25 protein-coding genes and 1 tRNA gene are annotated in these 26,865 nt (G+C 57.0%); 13 read left to right on the top strand and 13 right to left on the bottom strand.

Features of this window, described 5'->3' with window-relative positions; translation table 11 throughout:
* Positions 1-21: 21 nt before the first annotated feature.
* The 4 genes from HZU72_RS14960 to trmJ form a co-directional block, all read right to left on the bottom strand.
* Complete coding sequence (locus HZU72_RS14960) at positions 22-1,212, bottom strand: aminotransferase class V-fold PLP-dependent enzyme (RefSeq protein ID WP_180093443.1); 1,191 nt, start codon at positions 1,210-1,212, stop codon at positions 22-24.
* 52 nt (positions 1,213-1,264) lie between these two features.
* The gene (gene iscR, locus HZU72_RS14955; protein ID WP_022520074.1) at positions 1,265-1,732 is read right to left on the bottom strand and encodes a Fe-S cluster assembly transcriptional regulator IscR; all 468 of its coding nucleotides are present in this window, start codon (positions 1,730-1,732) and stop codon (positions 1,265-1,267) included.
* A gap of 78 nt (positions 1,733-1,810) precedes the next feature.
* A complete protein-coding gene (gene cysE / locus HZU72_RS14950) occupies positions 1,811-2,674 on the bottom strand; it encodes a serine O-acetyltransferase (RefSeq protein WP_180093441.1) in 864 nt (287 codons plus the stop codon).
* A gap of 186 nt (positions 2,675-2,860) precedes the next feature.
* Positions 2,861-3,625, bottom strand: coding sequence for a tRNA (cytosine(32)/uridine(32)-2'-O)-methyltransferase TrmJ (gene trmJ / locus HZU72_RS14945; protein WP_180093439.1), 765 nt, complete (start codon positions 3,623-3,625; stop codon positions 2,861-2,863).
* Between the two features lie 179 nt (positions 3,626-3,804).
* On the opposite strand from trmJ, the gene HZU72_RS14940 reads away from it, so the two are divergent.
* The gene (locus HZU72_RS14940; protein ID WP_180093437.1) at positions 3,805-4,599 is read left to right on the top strand and encodes an inositol monophosphatase family protein; all 795 of its coding nucleotides are present in this window, start codon (positions 3,805-3,807) and stop codon (positions 4,597-4,599) included.
* A gap of 115 nt (positions 4,600-4,714) precedes the next feature.
* Here the strand turns inward: HZU72_RS14940 and secF are convergent, their stop codons facing one another.
* The 5 genes from secF to queA form a co-directional block, all read right to left on the bottom strand.
* Positions 4,715-5,641 carry a protein translocase subunit SecF gene (secF, locus tag HZU72_RS14935; protein ID WP_180093435.1) on the bottom strand — a complete coding sequence of 309 codons (927 nt, stop codon included), beginning with the start codon at positions 5,639-5,641 and terminating at the stop codon, positions 4,715-4,717.
* Between the two features lie 64 nt (positions 5,642-5,705).
* A complete protein-coding gene (gene secD / locus HZU72_RS14930) occupies positions 5,706-7,559 on the bottom strand; it encodes a protein translocase subunit SecD (protein WP_180093433.1) in 1,854 nt (617 codons plus the stop codon).
* Positions 7,560-7,691: 132 nt separating this feature from the next.
* Complete coding sequence (gene yajC, locus HZU72_RS14925; protein WP_007111584.1) at positions 7,692-8,018, bottom strand: preprotein translocase subunit YajC; 327 nt, start codon at positions 8,016-8,018, stop codon at positions 7,692-7,694.
* A gap of 150 nt (positions 8,019-8,168) precedes the next feature.
* On the bottom strand, positions 8,169-9,290 hold the full coding sequence (gene tgt / locus HZU72_RS14920) for a tRNA guanosine(34) transglycosylase Tgt (RefSeq protein ID WP_208458111.1): 1,122 nt from the start codon (positions 9,288-9,290) through the stop codon (positions 8,169-8,171).
* A gap of 93 nt (positions 9,291-9,383) precedes the next feature.
* Positions 9,384-10,415: a tRNA preQ1(34) S-adenosylmethionine ribosyltransferase-isomerase QueA gene (gene queA / locus HZU72_RS14915; protein WP_180093429.1), complete on the bottom strand. Its 1,032-nt coding sequence runs from the start codon at positions 10,413-10,415 to the stop codon at positions 9,384-9,386.
* Between the two features lie 114 nt (positions 10,416-10,529).
* On the opposite strand from queA, the gene HZU72_RS14910 reads away from it, so the two are divergent.
* The 3 genes from HZU72_RS14910 (at position 10,530) to HZU72_RS14900 (ending at position 12,101) form a co-directional block, all read left to right on the top strand.
* Positions 10,530-10,616: transfer RNA gene (locus tag HZU72_RS14910), tRNA-Leu, on the top strand.
* A gap of 247 nt (positions 10,617-10,863) precedes the next feature.
* Positions 10,864-11,169, top strand: a complete 306-nt coding sequence (locus tag HZU72_RS14905; protein WP_088700574.1) for an addiction module antidote protein — start codon at positions 10,864-10,866, stop codon at positions 11,167-11,169.
* A 116-nt stretch (positions 11,170-11,285) separates the two neighbouring features.
* The gene (locus HZU72_RS14900; protein ID WP_180093427.1) at positions 11,286-12,101 is read left to right on the top strand and encodes a hypothetical protein; all 816 of its coding nucleotides are present in this window, start codon (positions 11,286-11,288) and stop codon (positions 12,099-12,101) included.
* 319 nt (positions 12,102-12,420) lie between these two features.
* Here HZU72_RS14900 and HZU72_RS14895 read toward each other — a convergent pair whose 3' ends face one another.
* A complete protein-coding gene (locus HZU72_RS14895; RefSeq protein ID WP_180093425.1) occupies positions 12,421-13,788 on the bottom strand; it encodes a glycosyltransferase in 1,368 nt (455 codons plus the stop codon).
* A gap of 197 nt (positions 13,789-13,985) precedes the next feature.
* Between HZU72_RS14895 and HZU72_RS14890 the strand changes: the two genes are divergently transcribed.
* The 9 genes from HZU72_RS14890 to HZU72_RS14850 all read left to right on the top strand — a co-directional run bounded on the left by HZU72_RS14890 (position 13,986) and on the right by HZU72_RS14850 (position 22,431).
* Positions 13,986-14,753 carry a helix-turn-helix transcriptional regulator gene (locus HZU72_RS14890; protein WP_027957418.1) on the top strand — a complete coding sequence of 256 codons (768 nt, stop codon included), beginning with the start codon at positions 13,986-13,988 and terminating at the stop codon, positions 14,751-14,753.
* A gap of 184 nt (positions 14,754-14,937) precedes the next feature.
* A complete protein-coding gene (locus HZU72_RS14885) occupies positions 14,938-15,294 on the top strand; it encodes a RidA family protein (RefSeq protein WP_008959745.1) in 357 nt (118 codons plus the stop codon).
* Position 15,295: 1 nt separating this feature from the next.
* Positions 15,296-16,237, top strand: coding sequence for a bifunctional Delta(1)-pyrroline-2-carboxylate/Delta(1)-piperideine-2-carboxylate reductase (lhpI, locus tag HZU72_RS14880; protein WP_180093423.1), 942 nt, complete (start codon positions 15,296-15,298; stop codon positions 16,235-16,237).
* A 98-nt stretch (positions 16,238-16,335) separates the two neighbouring features.
* On the top strand, positions 16,336-17,409 hold the full coding sequence (gene dctP, locus HZU72_RS14875) for a TRAP transporter substrate-binding protein DctP (protein ID WP_180093421.1): 1,074 nt from the start codon (positions 16,336-16,338) through the stop codon (positions 17,407-17,409).
* A gap of 99 nt (positions 17,410-17,508) precedes the next feature.
* Positions 17,509-18,054, top strand: coding sequence for a TRAP transporter small permease (locus HZU72_RS14870; protein ID WP_180093419.1), 546 nt, complete (start codon positions 17,509-17,511; stop codon positions 18,052-18,054).
* Entirely contained in the window at positions 18,051-19,325 is a 1,275-nt protein-coding gene (locus HZU72_RS14865; protein WP_180093417.1) for a TRAP transporter large permease, read from the top strand. Before HZU72_RS14870 ends, HZU72_RS14865 begins: the two co-directional genes overlap by 4 nt.
* A 21-nt stretch (positions 19,326-19,346) precedes the next feature.
* On the top strand, positions 19,347-20,378 hold the full coding sequence (locus HZU72_RS14860) for a histone deacetylase family protein (RefSeq protein WP_180093415.1): 1,032 nt from the start codon (positions 19,347-19,349) through the stop codon (positions 20,376-20,378).
* Positions 20,375-21,481, top strand: a complete 1,107-nt coding sequence (locus HZU72_RS14855; RefSeq protein ID WP_180093413.1) for a histone deacetylase-like amidohydrolase — start codon at positions 20,375-20,377, stop codon at positions 21,479-21,481. The genes HZU72_RS14860 and HZU72_RS14855 overlap by 4 nt, the downstream gene beginning before the upstream one ends.
* A complete protein-coding gene (locus HZU72_RS14850; RefSeq protein ID WP_180093410.1) occupies positions 21,478-22,431 on the top strand; it encodes a branched-chain amino acid transaminase in 954 nt (317 codons plus the stop codon). Before HZU72_RS14855 ends, HZU72_RS14850 begins: the two co-directional genes overlap by 4 nt.
* Before the next feature lie 207 nt (positions 22,432-22,638).
* On the opposite strand, the gene HZU72_RS14845 is transcribed toward HZU72_RS14850, so the two are convergent.
* The 3 genes from HZU72_RS14845 to HZU72_RS14835 are packed head-to-tail and all read right to left on the bottom strand — an operon-like array spanning position 22,639 to position 26,862.
* Positions 22,639-23,763, bottom strand: coding sequence for a pyridoxal phosphate-dependent aminotransferase (locus tag HZU72_RS14845; RefSeq protein ID WP_180093408.1), 1,125 nt, complete (start codon positions 23,761-23,763; stop codon positions 22,639-22,641).
* A 40-nt stretch (positions 23,764-23,803) separates the two neighbouring features.
* Complete coding sequence (locus HZU72_RS14840; protein ID WP_180093406.1) at positions 23,804-25,186, bottom strand: FAD-binding oxidoreductase; 1,383 nt, start codon at positions 25,184-25,186, stop codon at positions 23,804-23,806.
* A gap of 35 nt (positions 25,187-25,221) precedes the next feature.
* A complete protein-coding gene (locus tag HZU72_RS14835) occupies positions 25,222-26,862 on the bottom strand; it encodes an ABC transporter ATP-binding protein (protein WP_180093404.1) in 1,641 nt (546 codons plus the stop codon).
* Positions 26,863-26,865: the final 3 nt, after the last annotated feature.

Here is a 26,865-nt window from a genome sequence, read left to right as displayed (position 1 = left end):
GTCCTCCTTAAAAATAGTCAGCTAGTCAGCCGCTTGACGGGGCGGTGTACGTAAACCGCTCACCGCATGGCGTATGAGCGCTAGCGCATGATCAATGTCGGCTTCGGTGGTAAAACGCCCGAAGCTAAAACGCAGCGATGAGAGCGCCAGCGAGCGTGGTGTGCCGATGCCGAGCAGCACGTAGGACGGGTCGACGCTGGCTGAGTTGCACGCCGAGCCGGTGGAGACTGCTACATCGCGCAGTGCCATCAGCAGTGACTCGCCGTCGACACCTTCGAATGCCAGATTGAGAATGTTGGGTACTGCTCGTTTTTCAGTGTCACTCAGCGGCGTGTTCGAGATTACGCCGTCAAGCCCCTCCAGGCCACGCAGAAAGCGCTGCTGCAAGTCCGTAATATGGGCGTTGTCTTCGTCGTACTGCTGCTGCATCAGCGCAAAGGCTTCACCCATGCCCGCAATTTGGTGTGTCGGCAGTGTGCCAGAGCGCATACCACGCTCATGACCGCCGCCATGAATCAGCGCCTCAACGCGGATGTCCGGGTGGCGCTTTACATACAGCGCCCCGACGCCTTTGGGGCCGTAGGTTTTATGGCCGGACAGTGACATCAGGTCGATCTGCTGAGCCACTACGTCTAAGGGAATACGCCCTACCGCCTGGGCAGCATCGGTATGAAAAGCCGCGCCAAACTCATGGGCAACGGCCGCTAGAGCCGCGATATCGTTGATGGTGCCCAGTTCGTTGTTAACCGCCATCAATGAAACCAGCGCGGTGTCATCGCGCATCGCTGCGCGCAGCTGTTCGGGTTCAATACGGCCATCATGGCCCGGCGTTAGCCAGGTAACCTCAAAGCCCTCTTTCTCCAGCGCATGGGCAGTGTCAACGATAGCTTTATGCTCAATCGTCGAGGTCACCAAGTGTAAACCACGCTCGCGGTTGGCGCGCATAAAACCAATCAGCGCCAGGTTGTCTGCTTCGGTGGCGCCGCTGGTCCAGACGATCTCTCTCGGGTCGGCGCCAATGGCATCGGCCACCTGGCGGCGCGCCTGCTCAATCACCTGCTCTGCCTGCCAGCCCAGCATATGGCTGCGCGAAGCCGGGTTGGCAAATAGCTGGTCAACCGTCAGGTAGCGTTGCATAACCTCAACCACGCGGGCATCCGCCGGCGCGGTGGCGGCGTAATCCAGGTAAATGGGCAGCGTGGGTGTGGTCATCGTTACGTTCCAGCGGTTGATCGGTCAAGGGAGTCGGGTTCGTGTCGTGGGGTCAGGGTGAAGAGGCGAGAATGCCTGCCTCGGCACGCTGTTTCTGTCGCGACGCAATACGTATGACATCAGGACGCAGCATCAGTTGTGCCAGGGTCATATCGTCAAGAAAATGGCGTATCTGCACGGAGAGCTCGCACCACAAATGATGCGTCAGGCAAGTATCGCCCTGTTGGCAGTCGGAGAGTCCCTGGCAACGGGTGGCATCGACGCTTTCATTTACCGCGTCAATCACCTTTGAAACGCTAATCGCGTCCGCAGGCTGCGAAAGCAGGTAGCCGCCGCCTGGGCCGCGCACGCTGTTGACCAGACCTGCACGGCGCAGGCGAGCAAAAAGCTGCTCTAAATAGGAGAGCGATATCTCTTGACGCTGGGAGATATCGCTTAGGCTGGTCGGGCCGTTATGGGCATGCAAGGCTAAATCGAGCATGGCGGTAACGGCGTAACGGCCTTTAGTGGTCAAGCGCATGGCAAGCCCCTCGACGCTGAAAGCTCAGCGCACTAACGGCAAATGTGCTGCCATTATGGGAAAACCTGAGTGCTTTGGTCAACCATTACGCGGCGGCAGCGTTTCTTGCTCGGCTGATGGCGCAGTGGCAGAGCGTTTGCCAACGCCGGGGCAGCCGGTATCGTTCTCGTCCAGAATGTCGGCAAAATCTTCATCGCGCAGCGCCGGTAGCTGGCCGTCTCGGTAGTTGTCATCTAGCTTACGCAGGGTAGAGCACATACGCTCAATGCGCTCATCCACGGCGTGCATATGGTCGAGCATCGCCTGCATCGAACGGGCTACGGGGTCAGGCATGTCCTGGCTGACGCCGTAGGCATCAAAGCCAAATTTTTGGCAGATGGCTTCGCGTCGGGCGGGATCGACATCCAGTGCTTCTTCCACATCGGGGTCGGCGCGTTTAACGATTTTGCCGGGAATGCCTACCACCGTGGCACCGGGCGGCACTTCTTTGGTGACCACGGCATTAGAGCCAATTTTCGCTCCAGCGCCGACCGTAAAGGGCCCCAGTATTTTGGCGCCCGCGCCGACAATCACGCCATCCCCCAAGGTGGGATGGCGTTTGCCTTTGTTCCAACTGGTGCCCCCTAGGGTGACACCTTGATAAAGCGTTACGTTATCGCCCACCAGCGCTGTTTCGCCAATCACCACACCCATGCCGTGATCAATAAAAAACCGCCGACCAATCGTGGCGCCTGGATGAATTTCAATGCCGGTGAGCCAGCGTGAAAACGTCGATAGTGTACGCGCTAGCCACTTGAGGTTTTTTGTCCACAGCCAGTGGCCGCAGCGATGCAGCAGGAGGGCGTGCAGGCCAGGGTAGTTGGTCAGCACCTCAAGAAAGTTACGTGCGGCCGGGTCGCGGTCAAATACGCTGTTGATGTCTTCACGTAGATGTTGAAACATGAGGTGTTCCTTGGCGTTATAAAGGCGGCGTCTAGCTATTGAACTATTAGAACGGATTCTTGGAATATCGCCGATTCTTGGAATATCACCGGTTCTTGGAATATCAATAGAGAAATCACGTTAGCAGAATAGCGAAGTTGGGGCACGCAGCATCAACTTCAAGTTTAGCGTTTCCTGCCTAATAAATTACGGCTTGGGTGGCTTGGTGTTCGCAGCCTTTTCGGTAGCTGACAGAATCCCACGCAAAATATTCATTTCCATGCGCTCTGGGCGGGCGCGCAGGTACAAGCGGCGCAGTCTCGCCATTAACTGTCGTGGCTGATCAGGGTCGTGAAAATCAATGCCAATTAGCGTGCGTTCTAAGTGCTCGAAGTAGCGCTCTAGTTCGGCGTGGGTGGCCAGGTCATCGTCATCATTCGGCGCAGTTGACGTTGCATTCGCTTGGCCATCTGCTTGGTTTAGCCACGCCATGCGACACTCATAGGCAAGCACCTGAACCGCTGCGGCCAAATTTAGTGAGCTAAAGTCGGCATTGGTAGGAATATGCACATGTGCGTGGCAGCGCTGTAATTCAGCATTGGTAAGGCCGCTGTCCTCGCGCCCGAATACCAGCGCCACACGGGACTCAGCAGCCTGGCACTCGGCGGGTAGCCGGTCAGCTAACTCCCGCGGGGAGAGCATCGGCCAGGGCAGGGTGCGCGAGCGTGCACTGGCACCAACGGCCAGGGTGCAGTCAGCCACTGCGTCTTCCAGAGTGGCGTGAACCTTGGCTTGGTGAAGCAGGTGATCAGCGCCGGAGGCGCGGGAAATGCTGTCCTGGGTAATCACCTCACAGCGGGGGGCGACGAGGGCCAAATCTGCCAAGCCCATATTGTGCATGGCGCGGGCGACGCCGCCGATGTTGCCAGGATGGCTAGTGCCGATTAGAACAATGCGAATGCGCTCAAGCATGATAAGGCTCGGTGAATAAAGAGGGTGATTATTATCGCGTAAAGCGCGCAGTCTAGCATGAGTCGGTGGTATGCCCGAGAGCGGTCTGCTAGAATTACGCGCCAAAGGCGGCACCTGCGCCTACTTATGCTCTATGATTAGCATTACGTTCTTTAACATCACTGTCACAAGGCCCGATCATGAATCCGATGGTCCAATTTACGCTGCGTGCTGCACGCGGCGCTGTTGAACACTTCCTACGCGTACGTGAACGTATTGAAAACGCGCACGATGAATTTAACCTTGACCGCCTGCTCGACGAAACGGCGCGCAAGGCCGAAGCGACGATTGTTCAGCAGTTGGAGCGCGGTTATCCCCAGCACGGTGTTACCGGCCGCTTTACCCCTCACCGCTCGGGTGAAGGCGAAGGCGCGGATATCGTCTGGAAAATTGAACCGATGCACGGCTACTCAAATTTAGCCGTTGCCGGTAAGGGCTTTGCACTCTCAGTGGTGTGTCTTATCAAAGGTCGTCCCGAACACGCAGTGATTATCTGCCCGTTCGCCGACGATGAGTATATCGCCAGCCGCGGCCGCGGCGCCCAGCACAACGACAAGCGTATGCGCGTTAGCAAGCCTACCGCCATTAGCGGCACGCGTATGGCCATGAGCCTGCCTGAAGTTTGGCTGCGCCCGCGCAATTTACCTGCCTATTTAACTGTTTCACAGCAGCTTGCCCCACAGGTAGAAAACCTGCTGGCCACCGGCTGTGGGCTGCTGGATTTGTGTGAGTTGGCCACTGGGCGAGTGGATAGCGCCTTCGTGCTCGGCCTGGAAGAGCAGGATATGCTGGTAGGCACGCTGTTCCTGAAAGAGGCGGGCGCCTTAATGGGCACGCCGGACGGCCAGCCCACAGTGAAAGTGGAAGGGCAGCTAATGGCCGCTGGGCCGCGTCTCTACAAGGCGCTGATCAAGCAGCTCACGCCGCATTTCTAAGCAGCAATGTTAAGTTTTTAAAGATAAAAGCTTTAAAGACGAAAAAATGCCCCTGCTGGGAAATCCAGCAGGGGCATTTTTGTAAGCTAAATAAGAGGAGTAAAGAGGTATGCCGTTAAGGCAGCTCTTCCTCTTCTTCGTCGAGCTCTTTTTTGGTGGGAATCAAATCTTCCCTTGACAGCTTCAGCGGTAGCAGCAGCGCCGCAGCAATGTAGATAGATGAGAACGTGCCCACAACGATGCCGACCAGCAGCGCAATGGCGAAGTTCTCGATCATATCGCCGCCCAGCAGAAGCAGCGCGAGCAGCACCAAGATGGTGGTGCCTGATGTTGCCAGGGTGCGCGAGAGCGTGGCGTTAATCGCTTCGTTGAAGATCTGCGGCATGTCTTCGATACGCGAAGTGCGGATGGCTTCGCGGACGCGATCATAAACCACGATGGTATCGTTCAACGAGTAGCCGATAACTGCCAGGATGGCCGCCAATACGGTAAGGTCGAAATCGAGCTGAAACAGAGCGAACACGCCTACTACGATAATCACATCATGCAGCAGTGCCAGCAGTGCGCCAATCGCAAACTTGTACTGAAAGCGGAAGGCTACATAGAGCATGACCACGCCGAGCGCTACCAGCAGACCCAGGCCACTCTGGTCGCGCAGTTGGTCACCTACCTGGGAACCAACAAACTCAGAGCGAACAAGGTCAACGCTATCACCGCTCGCGCGCAGCAGGTTTACTACCTCGCCGCCTACATCAGCGTCAAACGCCTGCTGGAGACGAATCAATACTTCGGTTGATGCCCCAAAGGTTTGCACCGAGACATCTTGAAAGCCGCTCTCTTCGAGCAGAACACGAATAGCGTCCAGGGAGGGCGCAGCGCCGTAGCGTACCTCAATCAGCGTACCGCCAGTAAAGTCCAGCCCTAGGTTGAGCTGCTGGAGCAGGATGGCGCCAATCGACACGATCAGTAACACAGCGGAGACGGCAAACGCGATGTTGCGCCGCCCCATAAAGTCGATTCGCAGGTGTGATAGGGGTTTCATTACCACCTCTTCAGTTCTGGGCTAAGCACGTGGTTTAAATTCATGTTTTTCAAATCCATGCTCTTTAAATCCACAGCTTTTTGACGGGTTTGCTGCCATAGGCCAAGTTGACCATGGCGCGAGTCACCATCAGCGCGGTGAACAGCGACGTCAAAATGCCGATAGAGAGCGTGACGGCGAACCCTTTCACCGGGCCGGAGCCAATCGAGAACAGGATAACGGCCACCAGCAGTGTGGTGATGTTAGCGTCGACGATGGAGGTGAAGGCGCGTTCATAACCGGCTTGAATCGCTTGCTGAACCGACATGCCGTTACGCAGCTCTTCACGTATTCGTTCGAAAATCAGCACGTTGGCATCTACTGCCATGCCCAGTGTCAGTACGATACCGGCAATACCTGGTAGCGTCAGCGTGGCGCCCAGCATCGACATCACCGCGACCAGCAGCGTTAAGTTCAGCGCCAGGGCGATATTGGCAAACACGCCAAACACCTTGTAGCGCACCAGCATAAACAGCACGACCAGCAGCAAGCCAATCTGTACCGAGAGCAGGCCCCGCTCAATGTTTTCAGCGCCTAGGCTTGGGCCGATGGTGCGTTCTTGAACGAAGTAGATGGGTGCCGCAAGGGAACCCGAACGCAGCAGCAGCGCCAGCTCAGCGGCTTCTGTCGGTGAATCCAAACCGGTGATCCGGAAGCTGTTACCCAGAGCGCTTTGAATAGTGGCCAAACTGATCAGGCCGCGCTCAACGTAAGGCTCCCGCTCAATGGTCTCTTCGCCCGTTTCCGGGTCGACCACAACGGTGTCTTCACTCTTATGCTCGATGAACAGCACCGCCATGTTGCGGCCAATGTTGGTGCGCGTGGCGCGGTTCATCAGCGTGCCGCCGGTGCCGTCCAGATCAATATTGACCTGCGGGCGACCATTCTCATCAAAGCTGTTGCTGGCACTGGAGACGCTATCGCCGGTAATGATCACGTCGCGCATTAGCTCGGCAGAGCGCGAAGGCTCATTTCGGAAGGTGAGGATTTCCGTTTCGTTATCCGGCGTATCGTTGCGCGCTTCCAGGCGGAACTCCAGGTTCGCCGTTGCGCCGACAATACGCTTAGCTGCCACGGTGTCCTGGATGCCCGGCAGCTCCACCACGATCTGGTTGGGGCCTTGGCGCTGCACCATAGGCTCGGCCACGCCCAGTTCGTTGACCCGGTTGCGTAGGGTGGTCAAGTTCTGGTTGATCGCGTAATCCTGAATTTCGTTTACCGACTGATCGCTAAGCGTCATGACCAGCGTTGAAGCGCGACCATCGCCTTCACTGCTGTATTCAAACTCAGGAAAGTCACGGCTGATCAGACTGCGGGCGGTGTCGCGGTCTTCGGTGCTGGCAAAATCGATCGACAGCGAGCGCTCCTCGATATCGGTATTACGATAGCGAATCCGCTCGTCGCGTAGCAGTTCACGCATGGCGCTGCCGTTGACTTCCAGGCGCTGAGTTAGCGCAGCCTCCATATCCACTTCGAGGAGGAAGTGCACACCCCCGCGCAGATCAAGACCCAGAGTCATGGGTGAGGCGGAAAACGCCTGAAGCCATTCGGGTGTTGCTTCGGCGAGGTTGAGGGCTACCGTTGCGTCATTGCCCAATAGGTCAGCGGCGATGTCGCGTGCGGAGAGCTGATCGTCATCGTGGCGTAAACGAATAAGCCACTGCCCGTTCTCTTCTTCGAGCGCTTTGATCGCAATATCGTTTTCGCTGAGCGCGGTTTCAACACGGTCTATCTGACGCTCATCCAGCGAATCGCCTTGGGCGCTGCTAATTTGGATGGCGGGATCTTCGGGGAATAGATTGGGAAGCGAGTAGATAAGGCCAACCACCAGGACGACCAGTATCAGTAGATACTTCCACAGGGGGTAACGGTTGAGCATGCAAGCCCTGCCTTCAATTACAAACGGAATGCTGTGCACGGACACGCCGTGCACAGCAAAGTTCACCATCATTCATACCATGTCACCCCTGCCGGGGTGGCTGGCACTGGCTCGGCAGGGGTATTACAAGGTTTAGATGGACTTGATGGTGCCTTTAGGCAGTACGGCGGCAACGGCGTTCTTCTGCACGTTAACTTCGGTGCCTTCAGAGATCTCGATGGTCAGGAATTCGTCGCTCACCTTAGTGATACGACCTACCAAACCGCCGCCAATAACGATCTCATCGCCTTTGTCCAGGTTGGTGACCAACTGCTTGTGCTGCTTAGCGCGCTTGGCTTGCGGGCGCCACAACAGGAAGTAGAAAATCAGCACGAAACCGACCAGCATGACGATTTGCGCAATACCACCGCCAGCGGCGGCTTCTTGGGCATGGGCTGGTGAGATGAAGAAATCCAGCATTGCAGAGAACTCCTGGGTTGGAAAAGCTTAGGTTTTTAGATGCTTGGTTTTTAAAAAGCCTGGTTTTGCAAACATGGTTTTGAAAACATAGTTTTTAAAACATAGCCAAACAGTTTAAACCACGCGCCAAGGCGCGTGGCGATTAATTCGTCAGGGCTGGCTTAGCGGAGGCACTGGCAAGCCGCGCCGTGCATAGAAGCCTTCCACAAAGGTCGTCAATGTACCCGCTTCAATTGCCGCGCGCAAATCGGCCATCACACGCTGGTAGTAACGTAAGTTGTGGATGGTGTTGAGCATCGAGCCAAGCATTTCATTGCAGCGGTCTAAGTGGTGCAAGTAGCCCCGCGAGAAATTCTGGCAAGTATGGCAATCGCACTCTTCATCGAGCGGGCGAGTGTCAAAACGGTGCTTGGCGTTACGAATTTTGACCGTGCCTTCCGAAGTGAACAGGTGGCCATTACGCGCGTTGCGGGTGGGCATTACGCAATCGAACATATCCACTCCCCGGCGCACGCCTTCCACCAGGTCTTCGGGTTTGCCGACACCCATTAAATAGCGGGGCTTCTCATCCGGCATCCAGGTGGGCAGGTAGTCGAGCACCTTGATCATCTCTTCTTTAGGCTCGCCCACCGAGAGGCCGCCAATCGCCAGACCATCAAAGCCGATCTCTAACAGCCCTTTGAGCGAGCGTTCGCGCAGCTCAGGGTGCATGCCGCCCTGAATGATGCCGAACAGCGCGGAAGGCGAGTCGCCATGGGCATCCCGCGAGCGTTTGGCCCAGCGCAGCGACAGCTCCATTGACTTCTCGGCTTCGTCAAACGTGGCCGGGTAGGGCGTGCACTCGTCAAAGATCATCACCACATCGGAGCCCAGCGAACGCTGAACCGCCATGGATTCTTCCGGGCCCATAAAGACTTTGCTGCCATCCACCGGCGAGCGGAAGTGCACGCCCTGCTCGGTGATCTTGCGCGTCTCACCCAGGGAAAATACCTGAAAACCGCCGGAGTCGGTCAGAATCGGTTTGTCCCACTGGGCAAAATCGTGCAGGTCGCCGTGGGCTTCAATCACCTCGGTGCCAGGGCGCAGCCACAGGTGAAAGGTGTTGCCGAGGATGATTTCGGCGCCGATCTCTTTGACGGAATCGGGCGTCATGCCTTTCACCGTGCCGTAGGTGCCTACTGGCATAAACGCCGGGGTCTCCACTGTGCCACGGGGGAAGTGAAGGCGGCCACGGCGCGCACGGCCATCGTCGGCCAAGCGCTCAAAGCGCATAAAGCATTCGTTTCGCATATAAAGTAACTCGTTAATCTCGTTCGTTTGGCGCGACGGGTGCAGGGCAAGCGGGTCAACAATCAGCAGCAATACCTAGCGGGTCAACAGCATGGCATCGCCATAGCTAAAAAACGCATAGCGCTCGGCCACTGCCCGTTGATAGGCGTGCATGATGGTGTCATAGCCCACGAAGGAGGACACCAGCATCAGCAGCGTCGATTCCGGTAGGTGGAAATTGGTAATTAAAGCATCCACGCAGCGCCACTGGTAACCGGGGTAGATGAAAATGTCGGTATCGCCACTATAAGGCGCGATCTGCCCGTCGCTACTTTTCATGCAGGCGCTCTCCAGGCAGCGCACGCTGGTGGTGCCCACTGCCACCACCCGCTTGCCTGCTGCCAGGGTCTCGCGCACTTGCTGGCAGGTGGCTTCCGTGACCTCAATCCACTCGCTGTGCATATGGTGTTCAAGGATGTTGTCGACACGCACCGGCTGAAAAGTGCCCGCGCCCACATGCAGCGTCACAAAAGCACGGTTAATGCCTTTATCAGCAAGGGCGTCCAGCAGCGGCTGATCAAAATGCAAACCTGCTGTAGGCGCAGCGACTGCGCCGTCACGCCGGGCATACACGGTTTGGTAACGCTCACGGTCGCTGAGTTCGTCTTCGCGGGTAATATACGGTGGCAGCGGCATATGGCCGTGCTTTTCAAGCAGCGCAATCATCGGCGTATCGCCCAAAAAGCGCAGCTCGAACAGGGCATCACGGCGACCTTCTACGATGGCGTGAACATCGCCTTCGAAAATCAGCTCGGTGCCGGGCTTCGGCGACTTACTGGAGCGGATATGAGCCAAGCCACGGTGAGCATCCAGCGGGCGCTCCAGCAACATCTCGACTTTGCCGCCACTGGCCTTATGGCCGTGCAGGCGCGCAGGAATCACGCGAGTGTCGTTAAACACCAACAGGTCGCCGGGCTCAAGAAGCTCAAGCAAATCAGGAAAGCGGCGGTGCTCCAACGCGCCGTTCTGGCCATCCACGCACAGCAAACGGCAGTCGCTACGCTGTTCAGAAGGGTAGCGAGCAATTAATTCGTCGGGTAGTTCGTAATGAAAATCCGCGCGCTGCATGGCGTATAACTCTTAGCGTTGATCAAACAGGCGGCATAGGATAGCGCTTTGGCTGCATAAAGTCAGTCAATGTGATTGACCTACCTCGTTTATTACGTATAATGCGCATCCATTGCCGGTATGGCGGAATTGGTAGACGCAGCGGATTCAAAATCCGCCGCCTTTACGGGTGTGCCAGTTCGAGTCTGGCTACCGGCACCATATTTAAAATCAGGCACTTAGGTGCCTTTTTTTTGTGTCTGCGATTTGTGTTTTTCCCTCCTGAATCTTTCAATCTGTCCAGTTTTTGTCCACCTCAATTTTTGGGGCGCACTTTATAGCGTTGACTAGCTATGCTTAGTTGTAGCTGCAGTGCTGTAGCTTCTAGGCTACTATTTTTGTTCAGCTATATTTGTGCGAGACAGGCTGCCTATCACCTAGCTCATTCTCACAACATGGGGGTGAAGAAATGAAAAGCCATGATGATGCTGTGATTACCATGCTTCGTGAAGATCCTGATATGGCTGTCGATTATCTACGCACCGCTTTTGATGAGTTGGATGAGGAAGGCGGGGAAACGGCCTTTCTTATGGCGCTTCGCCATGTGGTGGAGGCCCAGGGTGGAATGGCAGTCGTTGCTGAACGGGCCAAGCTATCAAGGGAAAGCCTGTATCGTGCGTTATCGCCTAAGGGTAACCCAACTTTGCGCACTATGACCGCGGTCATCAAAGCTACTGGCGTACACTTTCATGACTTAACCCGGCAAGCTTCGTGAGCGAACCACTTAGAAGCCCCTAGATAGAGAGGGCTCGCCGCGAATTGAAGCAAACAGGGGCGGATGCTAACTAGTACAAAGGGTGGTGGGTAGATGGTATTCAGGGGGAAGACATTGTGGATAAAGAGCATGAAATGCATAATTTAATTGACTGGATAAAATTTAAAGATACAAAGTACATCCAGTATGGCTGGATATGGGAAATATTATTAATAATTTTTTTGAGTATTATTTTTACGTTTTTAATTTTTTCTATGATGGCTAAGTTCATAACCGGAGAGGCCAAGGATATAGGTTTTTTAGTTGCAGGGGTTATTGCTGGGTTGGTAAGTATATTGATTTCTTTTAATAATAAAGAGAATGAGTTAAATAAGTATAGGATTAAGTGGTGTGATGATATAAGAGGTTTGGCTCATTCGTATATCGCTGAAGTAACCGCTGCTCATAACTCTCTCTGCTTGCTTGATCAAAAATATGAATCTTATCATTCAAGATTGTTATTTTATTATGATAATTTTATAGAGCATATAGGATTTGAAGTATTAAGGGATATTGAAGAGAAAAGTATAAAAGTTGACCTCCTTTTGGAAAGAAAAGGTGATTTTAAAGCTGAAAAAATAGTACATGAACTCTTTGAGTTTTTTAATGATGAGTTTCTTTCGATTGTTGCTAGAATATACTTCTTAGGTGGTAGGCTTAAAGCAGGAGAAAACGTGGAAAATATTGAAGCTGATGTTGGTGAAATTAAGGAGTGTTTAGATAATTTAAATGATGTATATTTAATTCCATTCAGGGTGGAGGTGGGGGTTTATTTGAATGATGAGTGGAATAAGGTGAAGTTTGGTAGCTTTTGGTTCAGGGTTAAGAGAAGTTTTATAATATCTTTAATTATAGCTCTCTTTGTTACTGCTGTTTCTAAGATAGGGATTTGAACTATATGAGTTTGGCAGTTTTAATACGTGCTGCTATTGTTTGGAATAATTGGCAGCCTCTCCATTGCGTATCCTCACCGAATACTGACCGCTCTGAAAGCGGTTAGAACAATTCCAGTAGAGAAAAAGGTACAGGTTGCCACCATAGGTACGTGTGGACGTTCTCGAAGCTTGCCACGAATATTGATGGCTTTCCTTTCACTCATACCAGTAATCACGATCCCTTTTGCAGCCGCTCTGCCCTCAGTGTTTCAGTAATCATCGCTATGCCTCTTTAGTTACCAAAATCGCTAAAGTGCCAACGGCGTTCTGGTTAGTACTAACTCCCATGATCCAAACGCTCAGCCGCAAGCTTTCGATAAAGAGCAACCAGCTCGGTACTTTTGGCATCTTCATGCCAGCTAGCGGCGTAGGTTTGGGCGCGTTCGGCGAGCTGTTGGCGCAGGGCGTTATCGCTTAGCAGGCGGTTGACCTTGATGGCGAAGTTGCCGTGGTTATCCTCGGCGATTAGGCAGCCCTCTCCTTCTTTTAGTACATCCAGCGTGCCCATCATGGCGGTGGAGACCACCGGCGTCCCTAGTGCCATCGCTTCCAGCAGTACCAGCCCCTGGGTTTCAGTGCGTGACGCAAACACAAAAACGTCGGCGGCGCGGTAGGCGGCTTGCAGCGGGCCGCTGCGGTCGAGATAGCCGAGGAACAGCACCGATTCTGCCACGCCAACTTCCTGGGCGCGCCGGACAAGCGAGTCATGGGCCGGGCCTTCGCCGGTAATGATCAGCCGGGTGTTGGGGTGTTCGGCTAATACCTTGGGCAGCATATCGATCAGAAAATCGATGTTCTTCTCAAAGGCGGCGCGGCCAACATAGAGCAGCAAGCGTGCTTCTTGGGGCAGATCGTAATGAGCACGAAAATCGCTATCATCCTGGGCTCCCTGAGAGTGGCAGAAAGACTCCAGCGACAAACCGGTGGGAATGACCGTGGAGGGCGTGGTCACTCCGTAGCGGGTAAGGGCTTCCTGCATGGCCCGTGAAGGAGCGACCAAAGCGTCGAGCTGCTGACACTGGTGCACTGAAAGACGACGCGCGGCAAGTCGCAGCCAGCGTCGTGGAAGCCAACGGATATAGTGGTGAACATACTCCTCAAACAGGGTGTGGTAGGTCGCAACCACCGGAAGCCCGAGCCGACGACCCAGCGCTACACCGGCATAGTGGGCGGTAAAGGGGGTGTGGACATGAATAAGGTCAAAGGCTTCAGCGGCAAGCTGCGGAGTCAGGGCGATCAAGTCCCGATAGCGCATCATGCGATCCTCCGGATCGCCGGGTACCTGGTGCGAGCGAATGCGCAATACGCCCGGTTCGTCAACTTGGCCCACGGGATAATCGGGGCAGATCAGCGTGACCGAGTGACCCAAACGCTCAAGGGCGCCGCGAAAACTGGCGATGGAGGTGGAAACTCCATTAACGCGGGGGAAGTAGGCATCCGAAATCATCAGTATCTTCATACCGCTCAACGGCGTCTCGGTCGTTGACGCCGCTGAGTGAAACAGCGTCAAAGCTGATGCTAGCTGCGCCTCGCGTTCAGCTTCACGCTGTAGGTGTAGGGCATTGCCGTTGGCTAATTGAGTTAGGGCCGTGACTTCCTGGTCACTGAGAGGAGAGCTGAGAGAGGGGCGTCGGCGCTGTGGCATGTTGTTTTGACTCTTGTGGCAGCTTACGAACAAGCTATCTTGAGTCCATGACTGGCGGATGACAGCCAGTGCGCTTAGTAAATACCGTGCACTTACCCGGAAGAGCGTTAGCCCACAGTTGGCTGTACCCTCGCTTTTTGTTGCTTAGCCGTTTTATAGTGCTGAAATAGCCTTCGACGTACAGACGGTACCCCACTATGGCCCATTTTGAGCTGCATAGCCGCAATTTAGCCCAAGAGCAGGTGGCCCATACCCACGACTTCCATCAACTTATTCTGGCCACTTGTGGTGTTACGGAGCTTTCGATGGAAGGTCAGGGGGAGCGGGTTACCGCTCGCCGTGGGTGTCTGATTCCCTCGTCGCGCCACCACGAGTACCAGGGTGATGGCAGCAATCGTACCTTAGTGTTGGATATACCCGTTGCCCAGTTAGCTTCTCTTGAGAAAGGCAGCGAGATTGAGCGCCTGTTCGATAAACCGCGTTTTTTCAGCGTACCCCCCGCGTTAAACCAGCTTACCCACGCCCTGGCGAATCAGCTTGAACAGTGCCCCGCGCTACAGAACGAAATTGCGATTCTGCTGTTACGCGCGCTGACCATGTATCTGCATGACACCTCTTCCACAGCGGTTGGGCAGTTGGGCCAACACTGTATTAGCGAACGCCTGGATCTTGCGCGTTTGGATGCCTGGTTGGATCAGCATCTTGCCGATGAGATCCGCGTGGAGCAGTTAGCTGCTTTGTGTGCCTTGAGCCCAGGCCACTTTCACTCCTGCTTTCGCGAGCTGACCGGCGTGACGCCGCTGGCCTATGTACAGCGCAGGCGCTTAGAGCATGCCCGCACACTGGTTCGCCATAGCACGCTCAGCCTGGGGCATATCGCCATGCTGGTTGGCTTTCGCGATCAAGGCAGTTTTTCCCGCGCCTATCGACGTTATTTCGAGCTTTCCCCTTCTTCAGATCGTTAGGCTCTCATCTGGCCATTAGCCCCTCGCCGAACCGATAGTGATAAAATTTTCTTGCCTGCATGACTTGCGGGCAAATCTACCTCAGCTTCGGGCAAGTAATTTGCCTGCTAGCGCTTTAGTCTTTGACTAATCCCCTATATCAAAACCATTTATATCAGCAGCACCGCTTTCAAGGAGCAACACCATGGGCGTTACCTATCAAGACAGCAATGCACGTATGAGCCAAGTGGCGATTCACAACGGCACCGTTTACCTTGCGGGCCAGGTTCCTCCTGATGCCACAGCGGATATGCGCGGCCAAACCGAGCAGGTGCTTGCGCGTATCGATCAACTGCTAGCCCAAGCGGGCACCTCAAAAGAGCATCTGATTTCAGCGCAAATCTGGGTCACCAGCATGGCGGAGTTTGACCAAATGAACGCCGCTTGGGATGCCTGGGTGGTGCCTGGCCGCCCGCCCGTGCGTGCAGCGCTTGAAGCCCAGCTCGCAAAACCCGAGTGGAAAGTGGAAATCATGGTGGTAGCCGCGCTGCCGGAGGCCTGATATGCGGGTTGTTTCTGCCCAAGAGGTCACTCGCCACCTAACGTGGGATGGCTTGATCAAGCGGCTACACACAACGTTCGTGAATGGCGTGGAGTCTCCTCCCCGCCATCACCATGCGATGCACCGGCCAGATGGTGAAGCCACCATGCTGCTAATGCCCGCCTGGGAAGCGGCGGGTTACATCGGCGTGAAAATGGTCAACGTGTTTCCGCAAAACGCCGACCACGGTATCCCGGCAATCTCTGGGCTTTACTTGCTCAGCGAGGGCAAGCACGGCCAGCCGCTGGCGTGTATCGATGGCAGCGAGCTAACCCGGCGTCGCACGGCGGCGGCCTCCGCGCTGGCCGCTCAAGCCTTGGCCAATGAAAACGCAGAAACGCTACTGGTGGTGGGTACGGGCAAGTTAGCGCCCATGGTGGTCGAGGCTCACGCCAGCGTACGCCCCATCAAACGCGTGCTGATCTGGGGCCGCAATCCCAACAAAGCGGCTGCGATTGCCGACGAGTACGCCGAACGCTTCGAAACCCATGTGGTGGAGGAGTTGGCGGATGCTGTCGCTGAGGCGGACATCATTAGCTGCGTAACGCTCTCCAATCAGCCGCTGATTAAAGGTGAGTGGCTAACGCCCGGCACTCACCTGGATCTGATCGGCGCGTTTCGACCACAGATGCGCGAAACCGATGCGCTGTGTCTGCGCCGTTCAGAAGTATTTGTAGACACCTACGCCGGTGCCAAAGGCGAGGCGGGCGACATCCTGCAAGCCATTGAAGAGGGCGAATTCCAGTTCGACCAGATTAAGGCGGAGCTTGCTGAGGTGCTGGCAGGGACTAAATCGGGGCGCTCCGCACCGGACGCCATCACGCTCTTCAAATCGGTAGGCGCTTCCCTGGAAGATTTAGCCGCCGCCATTGAAGTGTGGGAGTCGCTACCGGAACAGTCATGACTTTTTAATAATAATCGTATTAACAACACCATCGCTACCCGATGGGTAGCAACGCCACTCATAACGAAGACCGGCCAATAACCAAAACGAGGCATGTTATGAAAGCTAATCAATCCTTGCTTATCGCCGCCCTGGCGGCGCTCCCGTTGGCTATTGCCAGCGCCAATGCCCAAGCGCAATCCTATGAAATGGTGATCGCTACGCAGTTGCCAGAGGATATGAGCAATAACGAAATCTATCCGGCACTGGTGCATTTCAAGAACCTGGTGGAGGCGCGAACTGACGGGGATATTGAGGTCACGATCTTCGGCGGCGGCCAGCTAGGCTCCGAGGTGGAAAACGGCTCGGAAGTGCAGGGCGGGCGAACGCTGCAGTCGACGATTATGTCTGCAGGGGCGATGTCATCCTTCTACGAAGACTACCAAGTCGTCACGGCGCCTTTCCTGTTTACCAACTGGCGTCAGGCGTGGAGTTTCTTTGATAGCGAATGGTTCGCCGATTTTATGTCCGGCACCGTCGAAGCCGCCGACATGCGTTACCTGGGTACCTTCGACGATGGCGGTGGCTTCGTCGCCTTCACTAATAACGTGCGCTTGATTGAGACCGTCGAGGATTTAGAAGGCCTCAATATTCGTACCGAAGAGAACCCTGCCCACGTGGCAATCATGCGCTCGCTAGGCGCTTCGGCCACCCCGCTGCCCTGGGGCGAGCTAATCACCGCGCTGGAAACCGGACTTGCCGATGGTCAGTTCAATGCGCCGGTGCTCAACACCACCTTCAATTTTGATGCGGTGACTGACTACACCACGCTCACCGGGCATGTGTATAACAGCGCCCCCTGGGTGGTCAGCGAGTCTTGGTACCAGTCGCTGCCCGAAGAGCATCAGCAGGCGGTGATCAGCTCCGCCCGGGAAGCGATTCAACTGAGCCACGGTATGTCTGGTGCCTTGGCCACTGCGAGCTGGGTGGAGTCCTGTGAGCGCTTTGAAGAGTGCTACCTGATGCCCGACGCCGAGCGTGAGCGGATGGCGGAAATTGCTCGTCCCGCTTGGCAGGAGTGGATCGTCGATGACTTCGGCATGGACGAAGCCCGCGTCCAGGGGCTGCTTGACGAAGTTGAACGCGTCGGCCAGCAGTTGGCAGAAGACGACTACCGCACTTATGGTCAATAAATGCAGGGCCAATAAAGCTGGGTCCAAAAAACAGAGCCAATCACGGTTAGCGAACGATATACGCTGGGGTGATGTGAGGCCCCCGCGTGAGGAAAAACCATGGGCGTTTTAACTCCTTTGCGCCGCGTGAGCGACCTCGTCAATCAGGTGGCCATCGTGGTGTGTGTGGGCTGTATTCTGGCGATGCTGGGCATCTCGTTCACTGCGTTTCTCTACAAGCTGATCACCGGCAGCACGCTTAGCTGGACTTACTCGCTGGCGCGGCTGTTTCTGCCCTGGATCGGCTTTCTTTCCATGACGATTTCGCTGCGCTATGGCGAGCACGTCACCATGACCCTGCTGGTTCGCAGCTTGCCCAGAGTGATGGTGCAAGTGGCTGCCGGGCTCTGCCTGGCGGTGATTGGCCTGTTTGCACTGATGCTGACGTGGTACGGCTGGGATTACTTCACCAGTGCCACCCAGGTCTACATGGTCTCCGATCAAATCCGCATTCCCAGCAAGGTGACCGCTATTGTGGTGCCTCTCAGTGGCATCCTCATGCTGCTGCATCTGGTGCATGGTTTTGCTCTGCTGGAGCACTTCATTGATGAGCAGGACGTGATTGGCGAACTCATCGACACCACTGACGGGGAACACCGCTCATGACCCCTGCAATTATTGCGTTTGTCGTGCTGCTGTTTATCGGTGCGCCGGTAGCGGTAGTGATGGCCATGTCGGGGCTGGCGGGTGGCTTTGCCATTGGGGGAGAGCGCATGCTCGGCATCATTGCCGACCGCATGTTCTCCGGCGTCTCCGGCTTTCTGCTGATTGCCGTGCCCTACTTTATTTTCACCGCTGAGCTGATGAACCAGGGCGGGCTGACCCACAAGCTGATCGCCTTCAACAATGCGCTGTTCGGCCGGGTGCGCGGGTCACTCTCCCACGTTAATATCTCAGTCTCGGTGTTCTTTGCGGGACTCACCGGCGCGGCGGTCACCGATACCGTCGCCATCGGCAAAATCATGATTCCTGAGATGAAAAAGCAGGGCTACGATGCCGAATACGCCGCTGCGGTTACCGCCTGTTCTTCCATCATCGGGCCGATTATTCCCCCCAGCGTGGTGATGGTGGTGTACGCCACACTGCTGCGGGATATTTCGGTGATTGACCTGTTTGCCGGTGGTATTATTCCTGGCCTGTTGATGGCGCTGGCACTGCTGGGCGTCAGCTTCTTCCTGGCCTGGAAGCGCAACTACCCGAAACAGGCTCCTACACCCTTTAAGGCGGCCATCATTGCACTGTTAGTCGCGCTGCCTGCCATGGTGGTGCCGCTGATTATTCTTGGCGGGATTCTCTCGGGTCTCACCACGATTACCGAAGCTTCGGGCTTTGCGGCGGTGTACGCCATCGTGATTGGCGTGGTCTTCTACCGTAATCTCACCTGGCGCAAAATCTGGGATGCGCTGGTGACCACGGTGCGCTTCTCTGGCGTGGTTTTTTTCCTGTTAGCCACCTCGGCGGTATTGGGCTGGTTCGTTACCCGCTCAGGGATAGCCAGGGATGCGGCCAGCATGATCACCACTTTGAGCGATGCGGCCTTTGTGCAACTGATGCTGGTGTGTCTGCTACTCTTGGTGATTGGCACGGTGATGGATGTGCTGCCCGCACTGGTGGTCATTGCACCGGTGCTGGTGCCAGCAATGATCCAGCTGGGCTTTGACCCGCTCCACTTCGCGATCCTGATGATCGTGGTGCTCAATATCTCCAATGTGACACCGCCAGTGGGGATGACGCTGATGACCGCCGCGCGAATAGCCGAGGTGCCTTATGAACGGGCAATCGTGGCCTCGCTGCCGTTTTACGTGTCGTTTGTGGTGGTGATTGTGTTGCTGGCGGCGTTTCCGGCGCTCTCTACCTGGATTCCGTCACTGCTGTAATTTAGCTAAGGACTGCGACCCATGAAGTGTTTTTATCACCCTGACCAGGCGATGCATGCGCCGCCGACTTTTCTGCTGCGCGGCCAGCCCGTGCCTTCGCCGGAAGGGCCGGTGCGCGCTGAGCTGCTTACCCAGGGGCTGGCAACGGCAGGGCTGACCCTGTCCACACCTGCCGAGGTCGATTCGCCTAAGCTGCGCAAGCGCCTGGAACAGATACATACGCCGCGTTACCTCACTTTTTTGGACACCATTTACGCTCGCTGGCAGGCGCTGCCCAATGCGGCGGAAGTGGTTGCGCCAAACATTCACCCTTGCGGCGGTGGCCACCACTACCCGCGCCACCCGATTGGGCAAGCGGGCTGGCATTTGCACGATATGGCCTGCCCGCTAAGCGAGACGAGCTTTCAAGGCGCGCTGGCCTCGGCGGCGAGCGCTGAAGCCGCAGCAGAAGAAGTGCTGAATGGCACTCCAACGGCCTATGCGCTGTGCCGCCCGCCGGGTCACCATGCCGGGCCGGAGCGCGCTGGGGGCTTTTGCCTGCTGAATAATTCAGCGCTGGCGGCGACCGTGCTGCGTGAACGCTTTGCCAAAGTGGCGATCATCGATGTGGATCTGCACCACGGCAACGGCACCCAGGATATTTTTTATGATCGTGGCGATGTCTGGACAGGCTCACTCCACGTTGATCCCAGCGACTTCTACCCGTTCTTTTGGGGCGGCGCTGATGAGACCGGCAGCGGAGAAGGCGAGGGGGCTAATGTTAATCTGCCGCTACCGTTAGGCGGTGACGGTGATGTTTATCTCGACGCCTTGGCGATTCTAATTGATCACCTGCAGCGCTATGAGCCGGATGCCGTGGTAGTAGCGCTCGGGTTAGACGCTCACAAAGATGACCCGCTAGCGGGGCTTACGGTGGAAACCGAGGCATTTGTCGAGGTAGGCAAACGCTTGGCGGCGCTCTCGCTACCCATGGTGATTATTCAGGAGGGCGGTTACCCCACTGAACATCTAAGCGCCAATCTGACCGCTTTTATGCAGGGTTTTACGGCATGAGCAGAACCGGTTTTTATTGGCACGAACGCTGCTTTTGGCACGATCTGGGCGCGATTGGGGTATTTTCCGCGCCGGGTGAGTTTTTGCAGCCCCAGGCCGCCTCGGAAAGCCCGGAAAGTAAACGACGCCTGAAAAACATCCTTGAAGTCAGCGGCCTGATTGACGAGCTTCAAGTGGTGAAACCAGCCGCCGCTTCGCTTACTGACCTGCTGCGTTTTCACACCCCGCGTTATCTGGATGAACTGCAGACAGGGGATAAAGCCAGGGGCGGCAATGGTGGCGACTGCGCACCCTATATGCCGGGCAGTTGGGCAGCGGCGACCCAATCTGTAGGGTTAGCTATCGCCGCTGTAGAAGCCGTGGCGCAGGGTGAGGTGAGCCACGCCTACGCCCTATGCCGCCCGCCGGGGCACCATGCCGAAGCCGACCAGGGCCGTGGGTTCTGCCTGCTGGGTAATATCCCCGTGGCGGTGATGCGCGCCCGCGCCTTGGGGCAGGTTAACCGTGTGGCGATACTCGATTGGGATGTTCACCATGGCAACGGTCAGCAGACGGCGTTTTATGGCGATCCCGATGTATTGACCGTTTCACTCCATCAGGCGGCTAACTATCCGCTGGAAACCGGCAGCTTTGACGAGCAGGGCGAAGGTGCAGGCCTAGGCGCTAATCTCAACCTGCCGCTGCCACCGGGCTGCGGCCTGGGTGCCTACTCCTACGCCATGGAAAAACTGGTGCTGCCCGCGTTGGAAGCCTTTAACCCCGAACTCATCGTAGTGGCCTGCGGTTACGACGCCTGCGCCAAGGATCCACTAGGCAAGATGCTACTCAATAGCCAAGCGTTCGCCACCATGACCGCCCAGCTCAAAGCGCTGGCGGATCGATGCTGCGAAGGCAAGCTGGTGTTTGTGCACGAAGGCGGCTATTCAGAAGGCTATGTGCCGCTCTGCGGCCACGCGGTGATCCAAACCCTGGCAGGCAGCGCCATTGCCGTGCCCGACCCGCAAAACGATGAAATTGCCGCCTGGGGCTATCAGGCCCTGCAACCGCACCAGCAGACGTTGATCGATGGCTGGTGCCAACAGTGGGAGCAAACAACCCGATGACACCGCTTTATGACCGCGAAGGCTGGATTTGGCAGGATGGCAAGTGGCTGGAGTGGCGTGAGGCCAAGGTGCACATCCTTACCCACACGCTGCACTACGGCATGGGCTGTTTTGAGGGCGTGCGCGCCTACGCTGGTCCCAGCGGCACGCATCTATTTCGTGCTGCGGAACATACCCGCCGCTTGGCAGAAAGTGCTCATTCGCTGGATATGCCGCTGCCGTTTAGTGAAGCGGAGCTGATCGACGCCCAGCGCCAGTGCCTGGCGAAAAACAACCTGAGCAGCGCCTATCTCAAGCCCACGGTATTTTTCGGCGCGGAAGGAATGGGATTGCGTGCTCAAGGATTAACCACCCACGTCATGGTGGCCGCCTGGGATTTGGGGCCCTACATCTCGCCCCAGTCCGCCACTCACGGCTTGCGTGCGCTGACCTCTTCCTGGGCGCGCCACCACGTCAATATCAGCCTCTGCCGGGCGAAAACCAACGGCCACTACGTCAACTCGATACTGGCACTGAACACGGCGATCAAAGCCGGGTTCGATGAAACCATCATGCTCGACCCGGAGGGCTATGTGGCTGAAGCCTCGGCGGCTAACGTCTTCTTGCTCCGCGACGGCGTGCTGCACACCCCGGAAGTGACCTCATGCCTTCAAGGCATCACCCGGGACAGCGTGATTCAGCTGGCGCAAAAAGTGCTGGGTATTGAGGTGCGCGAGCGGCGGATTACCCGCGACGAGCTGTATACCGCCGATGAGGTGTTCTTAACCGGCACCGCCGCTGAGATACTGCCGCTGCGCGAGCTGGATGGTCGCCATATCGGCACCCGAGCGGGTGCGCCGCCTGTCAACGAGCCGATCAGCTCTGATAGCGTTACGGCTCAACTGCAGGGCTTATATCGCCAAGCGGTGCGGGGTGAGTTGGATGACTTCCGGCATTGGTTAACACCTTAGGGCTAGTGTGGCGGGTAATCAGCATGCCCCGGTGCGAGGGCAGGTTTCCGCGAGGGCGCTGTGAACCCATCCCTGGGCGCTGCTTTCGCCATCTGACCGCCATGGATGGCGGAAATGCCGGAATTGTCGGGAACATTTTCCGGCCCTGGGCGAAAGACCCTCGCTCCAACCTGCCCTCGCACCTACTGAGCAGATTTACCCATTTAATCATGCGTGTTCTGTAATAGCCTGTTCGAGAGTCGCCAATCTCCCCGGCTCCAGCGCTGCTTGTACTGCCGTAATACGTATCACATTGGCAAGCTCTGGATGCGCCAAACGAGCGACCAAAACGCCTTCAGCGAGCAGTTGCTGATGTACCTCGGCGGCGAGGCCGGCGCTGGGTAGGCGAATGCCGATAAAGTTGGTGGCGCTGGGGAGTACGTCGGCACCAAGTGCGCGAAAGTGCTCAGCCAACTGCTCACGGCGCGCTTTCACATCGGCGACGTGTTGGTGAACCTCGTCAGGGTGGTCGAGTACCACTTCGGCGGCGGCTAGGGTCAATGACGATACCGCGTAGTGAATACGTACTTTCATCATCATCGCCAGCACGTCAGGGTCGGCGATGGCGTAGCCAACGCGCAGGCCCGCCAAGCCGTGGGCTTTGGAAAGCGTGCGCAGGCGAATCACTCCCGGTATTGCTTTGGCAGCGAACTCGCTGCCAGCGTCATCACGAAAATCCCCATAGGCTTCATCCAGCAGCAGCCAGCAGGTGTCGGGCAACGCCTCGCGCAGCTTGAGAATGGCGCTGTCGCCATGTAAGTGGCCGCTGGGGTTGTCCGGGTTGGCCAGATAGACCAGCCGCGCGTTTTCCTGATGCGCCGCTGCGATAAGGGCTTCCAGATCGGGGGCCAGCGCGCCCGGCGCTTCATAGTAACTGGGCTCAATCAGGCGGCAGCCCTGGCCTTTGGCAAAATAGCCCAAGGTGGGGTAGGTGCCTGCGGTGCTCACCACGGTTTCCCCCGGCTCGCAGGTGGTGCGCAGGGCCAGGGCGATTAAACTATCGGCACCGGCATCTACCAGCATCGTTTCCAGCGCAATACCTTGCTGTGCGCTCAAGCGTTGTCGCACACCCAGCGCTTCGGCATCGCCGTAGCAGTAAACGTGTTCGGCCAGGGCATCGCCAAAGTGTTCGCGCAGGGCGCGGTGGGGCATATCCAGGCCTTCGTTAGAGCCCAGCCGGTGGGGGATCTCCTTTCCAATGCGGCGCTCTAATACTTTGATACCTGGAAAGGGGTTATGCGGGCCTTCGCCAGTTAAGTGCTCGGGATAACGGGGCGTGCTTTGGCAGGGCATGGTAAGTCCTAAAACAGTGTTAATGAGTAACTTAAAACGTTTATTGAAGTACTTTACCGCGATTTAAAAGCTTGAGCGGGTCGAGCGCTTGCTTGAGGACCCGCATCAGCTCGATCTCGGTGCTGGAGCGGCAGGTGCTCAGCCAGGGGCGCTTCTCCAGGCCAATGCCGTGTTCGGCGGAAACCGAGCCGCCAAGTACCTCCAGCGGCTGATAGACCATGGCTTCCACTTCACGGCGCACCTCGACCTTGGCGCTCCCCACGCTAACGGAAATATGCAGATTGCCATCGCCCAGGTGGCCAAAGACCACCAAACGCGCCTCGGGCCAGCGCTGGGTTAGCTGCGCTTCCAAGGCATTGGTGTAGCGCTGCATATCGGCAATCGGCAGGCTGACATCGAAGGTAAGCACCGGCGCCAAGCCTTTGACCAGCCCCTCAATATCCTCCCGAATCGCCCATAGCCCATCGCGCTGGGTAGTCGACTGCGCAATCACCGCATCGACAATCAGCTCGCTCTCTAACGCACTTTCTAAGGCTTCGCTGAACTGGTTGGCGTTGCGCTCGGCGTCGCTGCCCAGGGAATCAATGATCACATAAAACGGATGTTCAGTGGCAATCGGCGGGGTGTGGCGGCCCAGGGTTTCAGTGAGCAGCCGGTAGTGGTTTTGCCACATCACCTCAAAAGCGCCGAGGCCTCCGCCAAGCGCTTTGCCCATATGGCTGAGCAGCCCGGTGAGTGCCTCAAACGAGGGGCAGGCCACCATCGCCGTTTGCTCGCTGGGGGTAGGTGGCTGCAAGCGCAGCACCGCGCGGGTCACAATTCCCAGGGTGCCTTCGCTACCGATAAACAGCTGTTTTAAATCGAAACCGGCGTTGTTTTTCAACATGTGGTTCATGGAGCTGACCACGCGGCCATCGGCCATGACCGCTTCCAGGCCGAGTACCTGCTGGCGCATCATGCCGTAGCGGATCACCCGAACGCCACCGGCATTGGTGGCGATATTGCCGCCAATGGTACAACTGCCCCGAGCGCCCAGATCCAGCGGGAACTGCAGGCCGACCTCTTTCGCAGCTTCCTGAACCCGCTGCAGCGGTGCCCCCGCCTGCACGGTGAGCGTGCCGCCCACCTGGTCAATCGCTTCAATCGCGCTCATACGTTCCAGGGAAATCACCAGCTCATCCGGGCTAGCTTCTGCACCGTGCACCAACCCGGTTAATCCGCCGTGGGTGACCACCGGCTGCTGCAACTCATAGCAGGCGCGCATCACTTTGGAAAGCTGCTCGGTATCCGCCGGGCGAACAATCGCCCCAGCCTGGCAGGGGGCGCCGGTCATCCAATCCACGCGGCGGCTGTGCACATCATCGCCGGTCAATACATGGCCAGGGCCAACAATGGCGCGCAGCGCCTCCAGGGTTATTTGCATGTGTTTTCCTTAGCTTGTCTTTCCTATCCGACAAATTACGCTGTCGCTGCCACGGGGGCTTCGCGGCCGGGAATTGCCTTGAGCAGATCCTGGGTATACGCCTCACGCGGGGCGAGGAAAATCTGCTCGGCGCTACCTTGCTCGACGATGCGGCCGTGCTGCATGACCACTATGCGGTCGCAGATATGCGCGGCGACGCGCAGGTCGTGGGTGATGAACAGCAGCGAAAGCGACAGCCGCTGCTTCAACTCTTCCAGCAGTTCCAGTACCTGGGCTTGAATCGAAACATCCAGGGCTGAAACGGCCTCATCCGCCACGATCAGTTCGGGATTAAGCGCTAGTGCTCGGGCAATACCGATGCGCTGGCGCTGGCCACCGGAAAACTCGTGGGGGAAACGCTCCACGGCGCTGGCGCCCAAGCCCACCATGTCGAGCAGCTCGCCCGCCTGCTTGAGCGCTGCAGCTTTGGGCGTGCCGTTGGCAATTGGCCCCTGAGCAATCGCCATGCCCACTTTGGTGCGTGGGTTGAGCGAGGCGTAGGGGTCTTGGAATATCATCTGCACCCGGTGGCGTTCTCGGCGCAGCGCATCGCCTTTGAGCTGGGAAAGGTTCACCCCATCCAACAGCAGTTCGCCGCTGTCGGGGTGCTCCAAACGCACCACGCAGCGCCCGAGGGTGGACTTTCCGGAACCGGATTCGCCTACGATGCCCACCGTTTCACCCCGCGCCAAGGTGAGCGATACATCCTCAAGGGCACGCACTTCCCGGGCAGGTTTAAGCCAACCGCCTCGGGAGCGAAAGACCTTATTTAGCTGCTTGATTTCCAGCAGCGGGGCGACCTGGCTGGTTTCACGGTGGGGCGGCACCGCATTGCTTGGAATCGCTGCAATCAGCGCTTGGGTATAGGCGTCTTGAGGGTTCTCAAGCACCGACTTGGCGTCACCCAGCTCGACGATCTTGCCGTGGCGCATGACGCAGACGCGATTGGCAATTTCGGCCACCACGCCAAAGTCGTGAGTGATAAACATCACCGACATGCCGCGCCGCTGCTGAAGGTCGCGGATCAGCTCAAGTATCTGCGCTTGCGTGGTGACATCCAGCGCCGTGGTGGGCTCGTCGGCAATCAGTAAAATGGGCTCCAACGCCAGCGCCATGGCGATCATGACCCGCTGGCGCTGGCCGCCGGAAAGCTCGAACGGGTAGGCGCGAATGGCCTTCTCTGGCTGGGGAATACCCACTTCGATCAACAGCTCCAGCGCGCGAGCCTGGCGCTCTTTGGGGTTGAACTGGCCGTGGGCCTCGAACACTTCGGCAATTTGCGCGCCTACCCGCATCAGCGGGTTTAGGGCGGTCATCGGCTCCTGGAAGATCATGCCGATCTTTAGCCCACGCAGGGCGCGGTGCTGCTTTTCCGTTAGGGCGAGAAGATCCTGCCCTTCAAAGAGTATCTCGCCATGGGTGGCGTTCACGCCCTTGGGCAGCAGCCCCATCACAGCGTTGGCGGCCATCGATTTACCGGAACCGGACTCGCCCACCACGCACATGATTTCGCCGCGCTTCACCTCGTAGCTAACGTCCTCCACCGCCAGGGCGCGATCCGCCCCTTTGGGGAGCGCAATGTTCAGATCGCGAATGCTGAGGACGGTGTCAGCCGATTGATTCTCTGTAATAGGCATATA

Source organism: Vreelandella sedimenti, from assembly GCF_013416325.1.
Lineage (GTDB): Bacteria > Pseudomonadota > Gammaproteobacteria > Pseudomonadales > Halomonadaceae > Vreelandella > Vreelandella sedimenti.
This window is presented reverse-complemented; position numbering and strand designations above follow the sequence as displayed.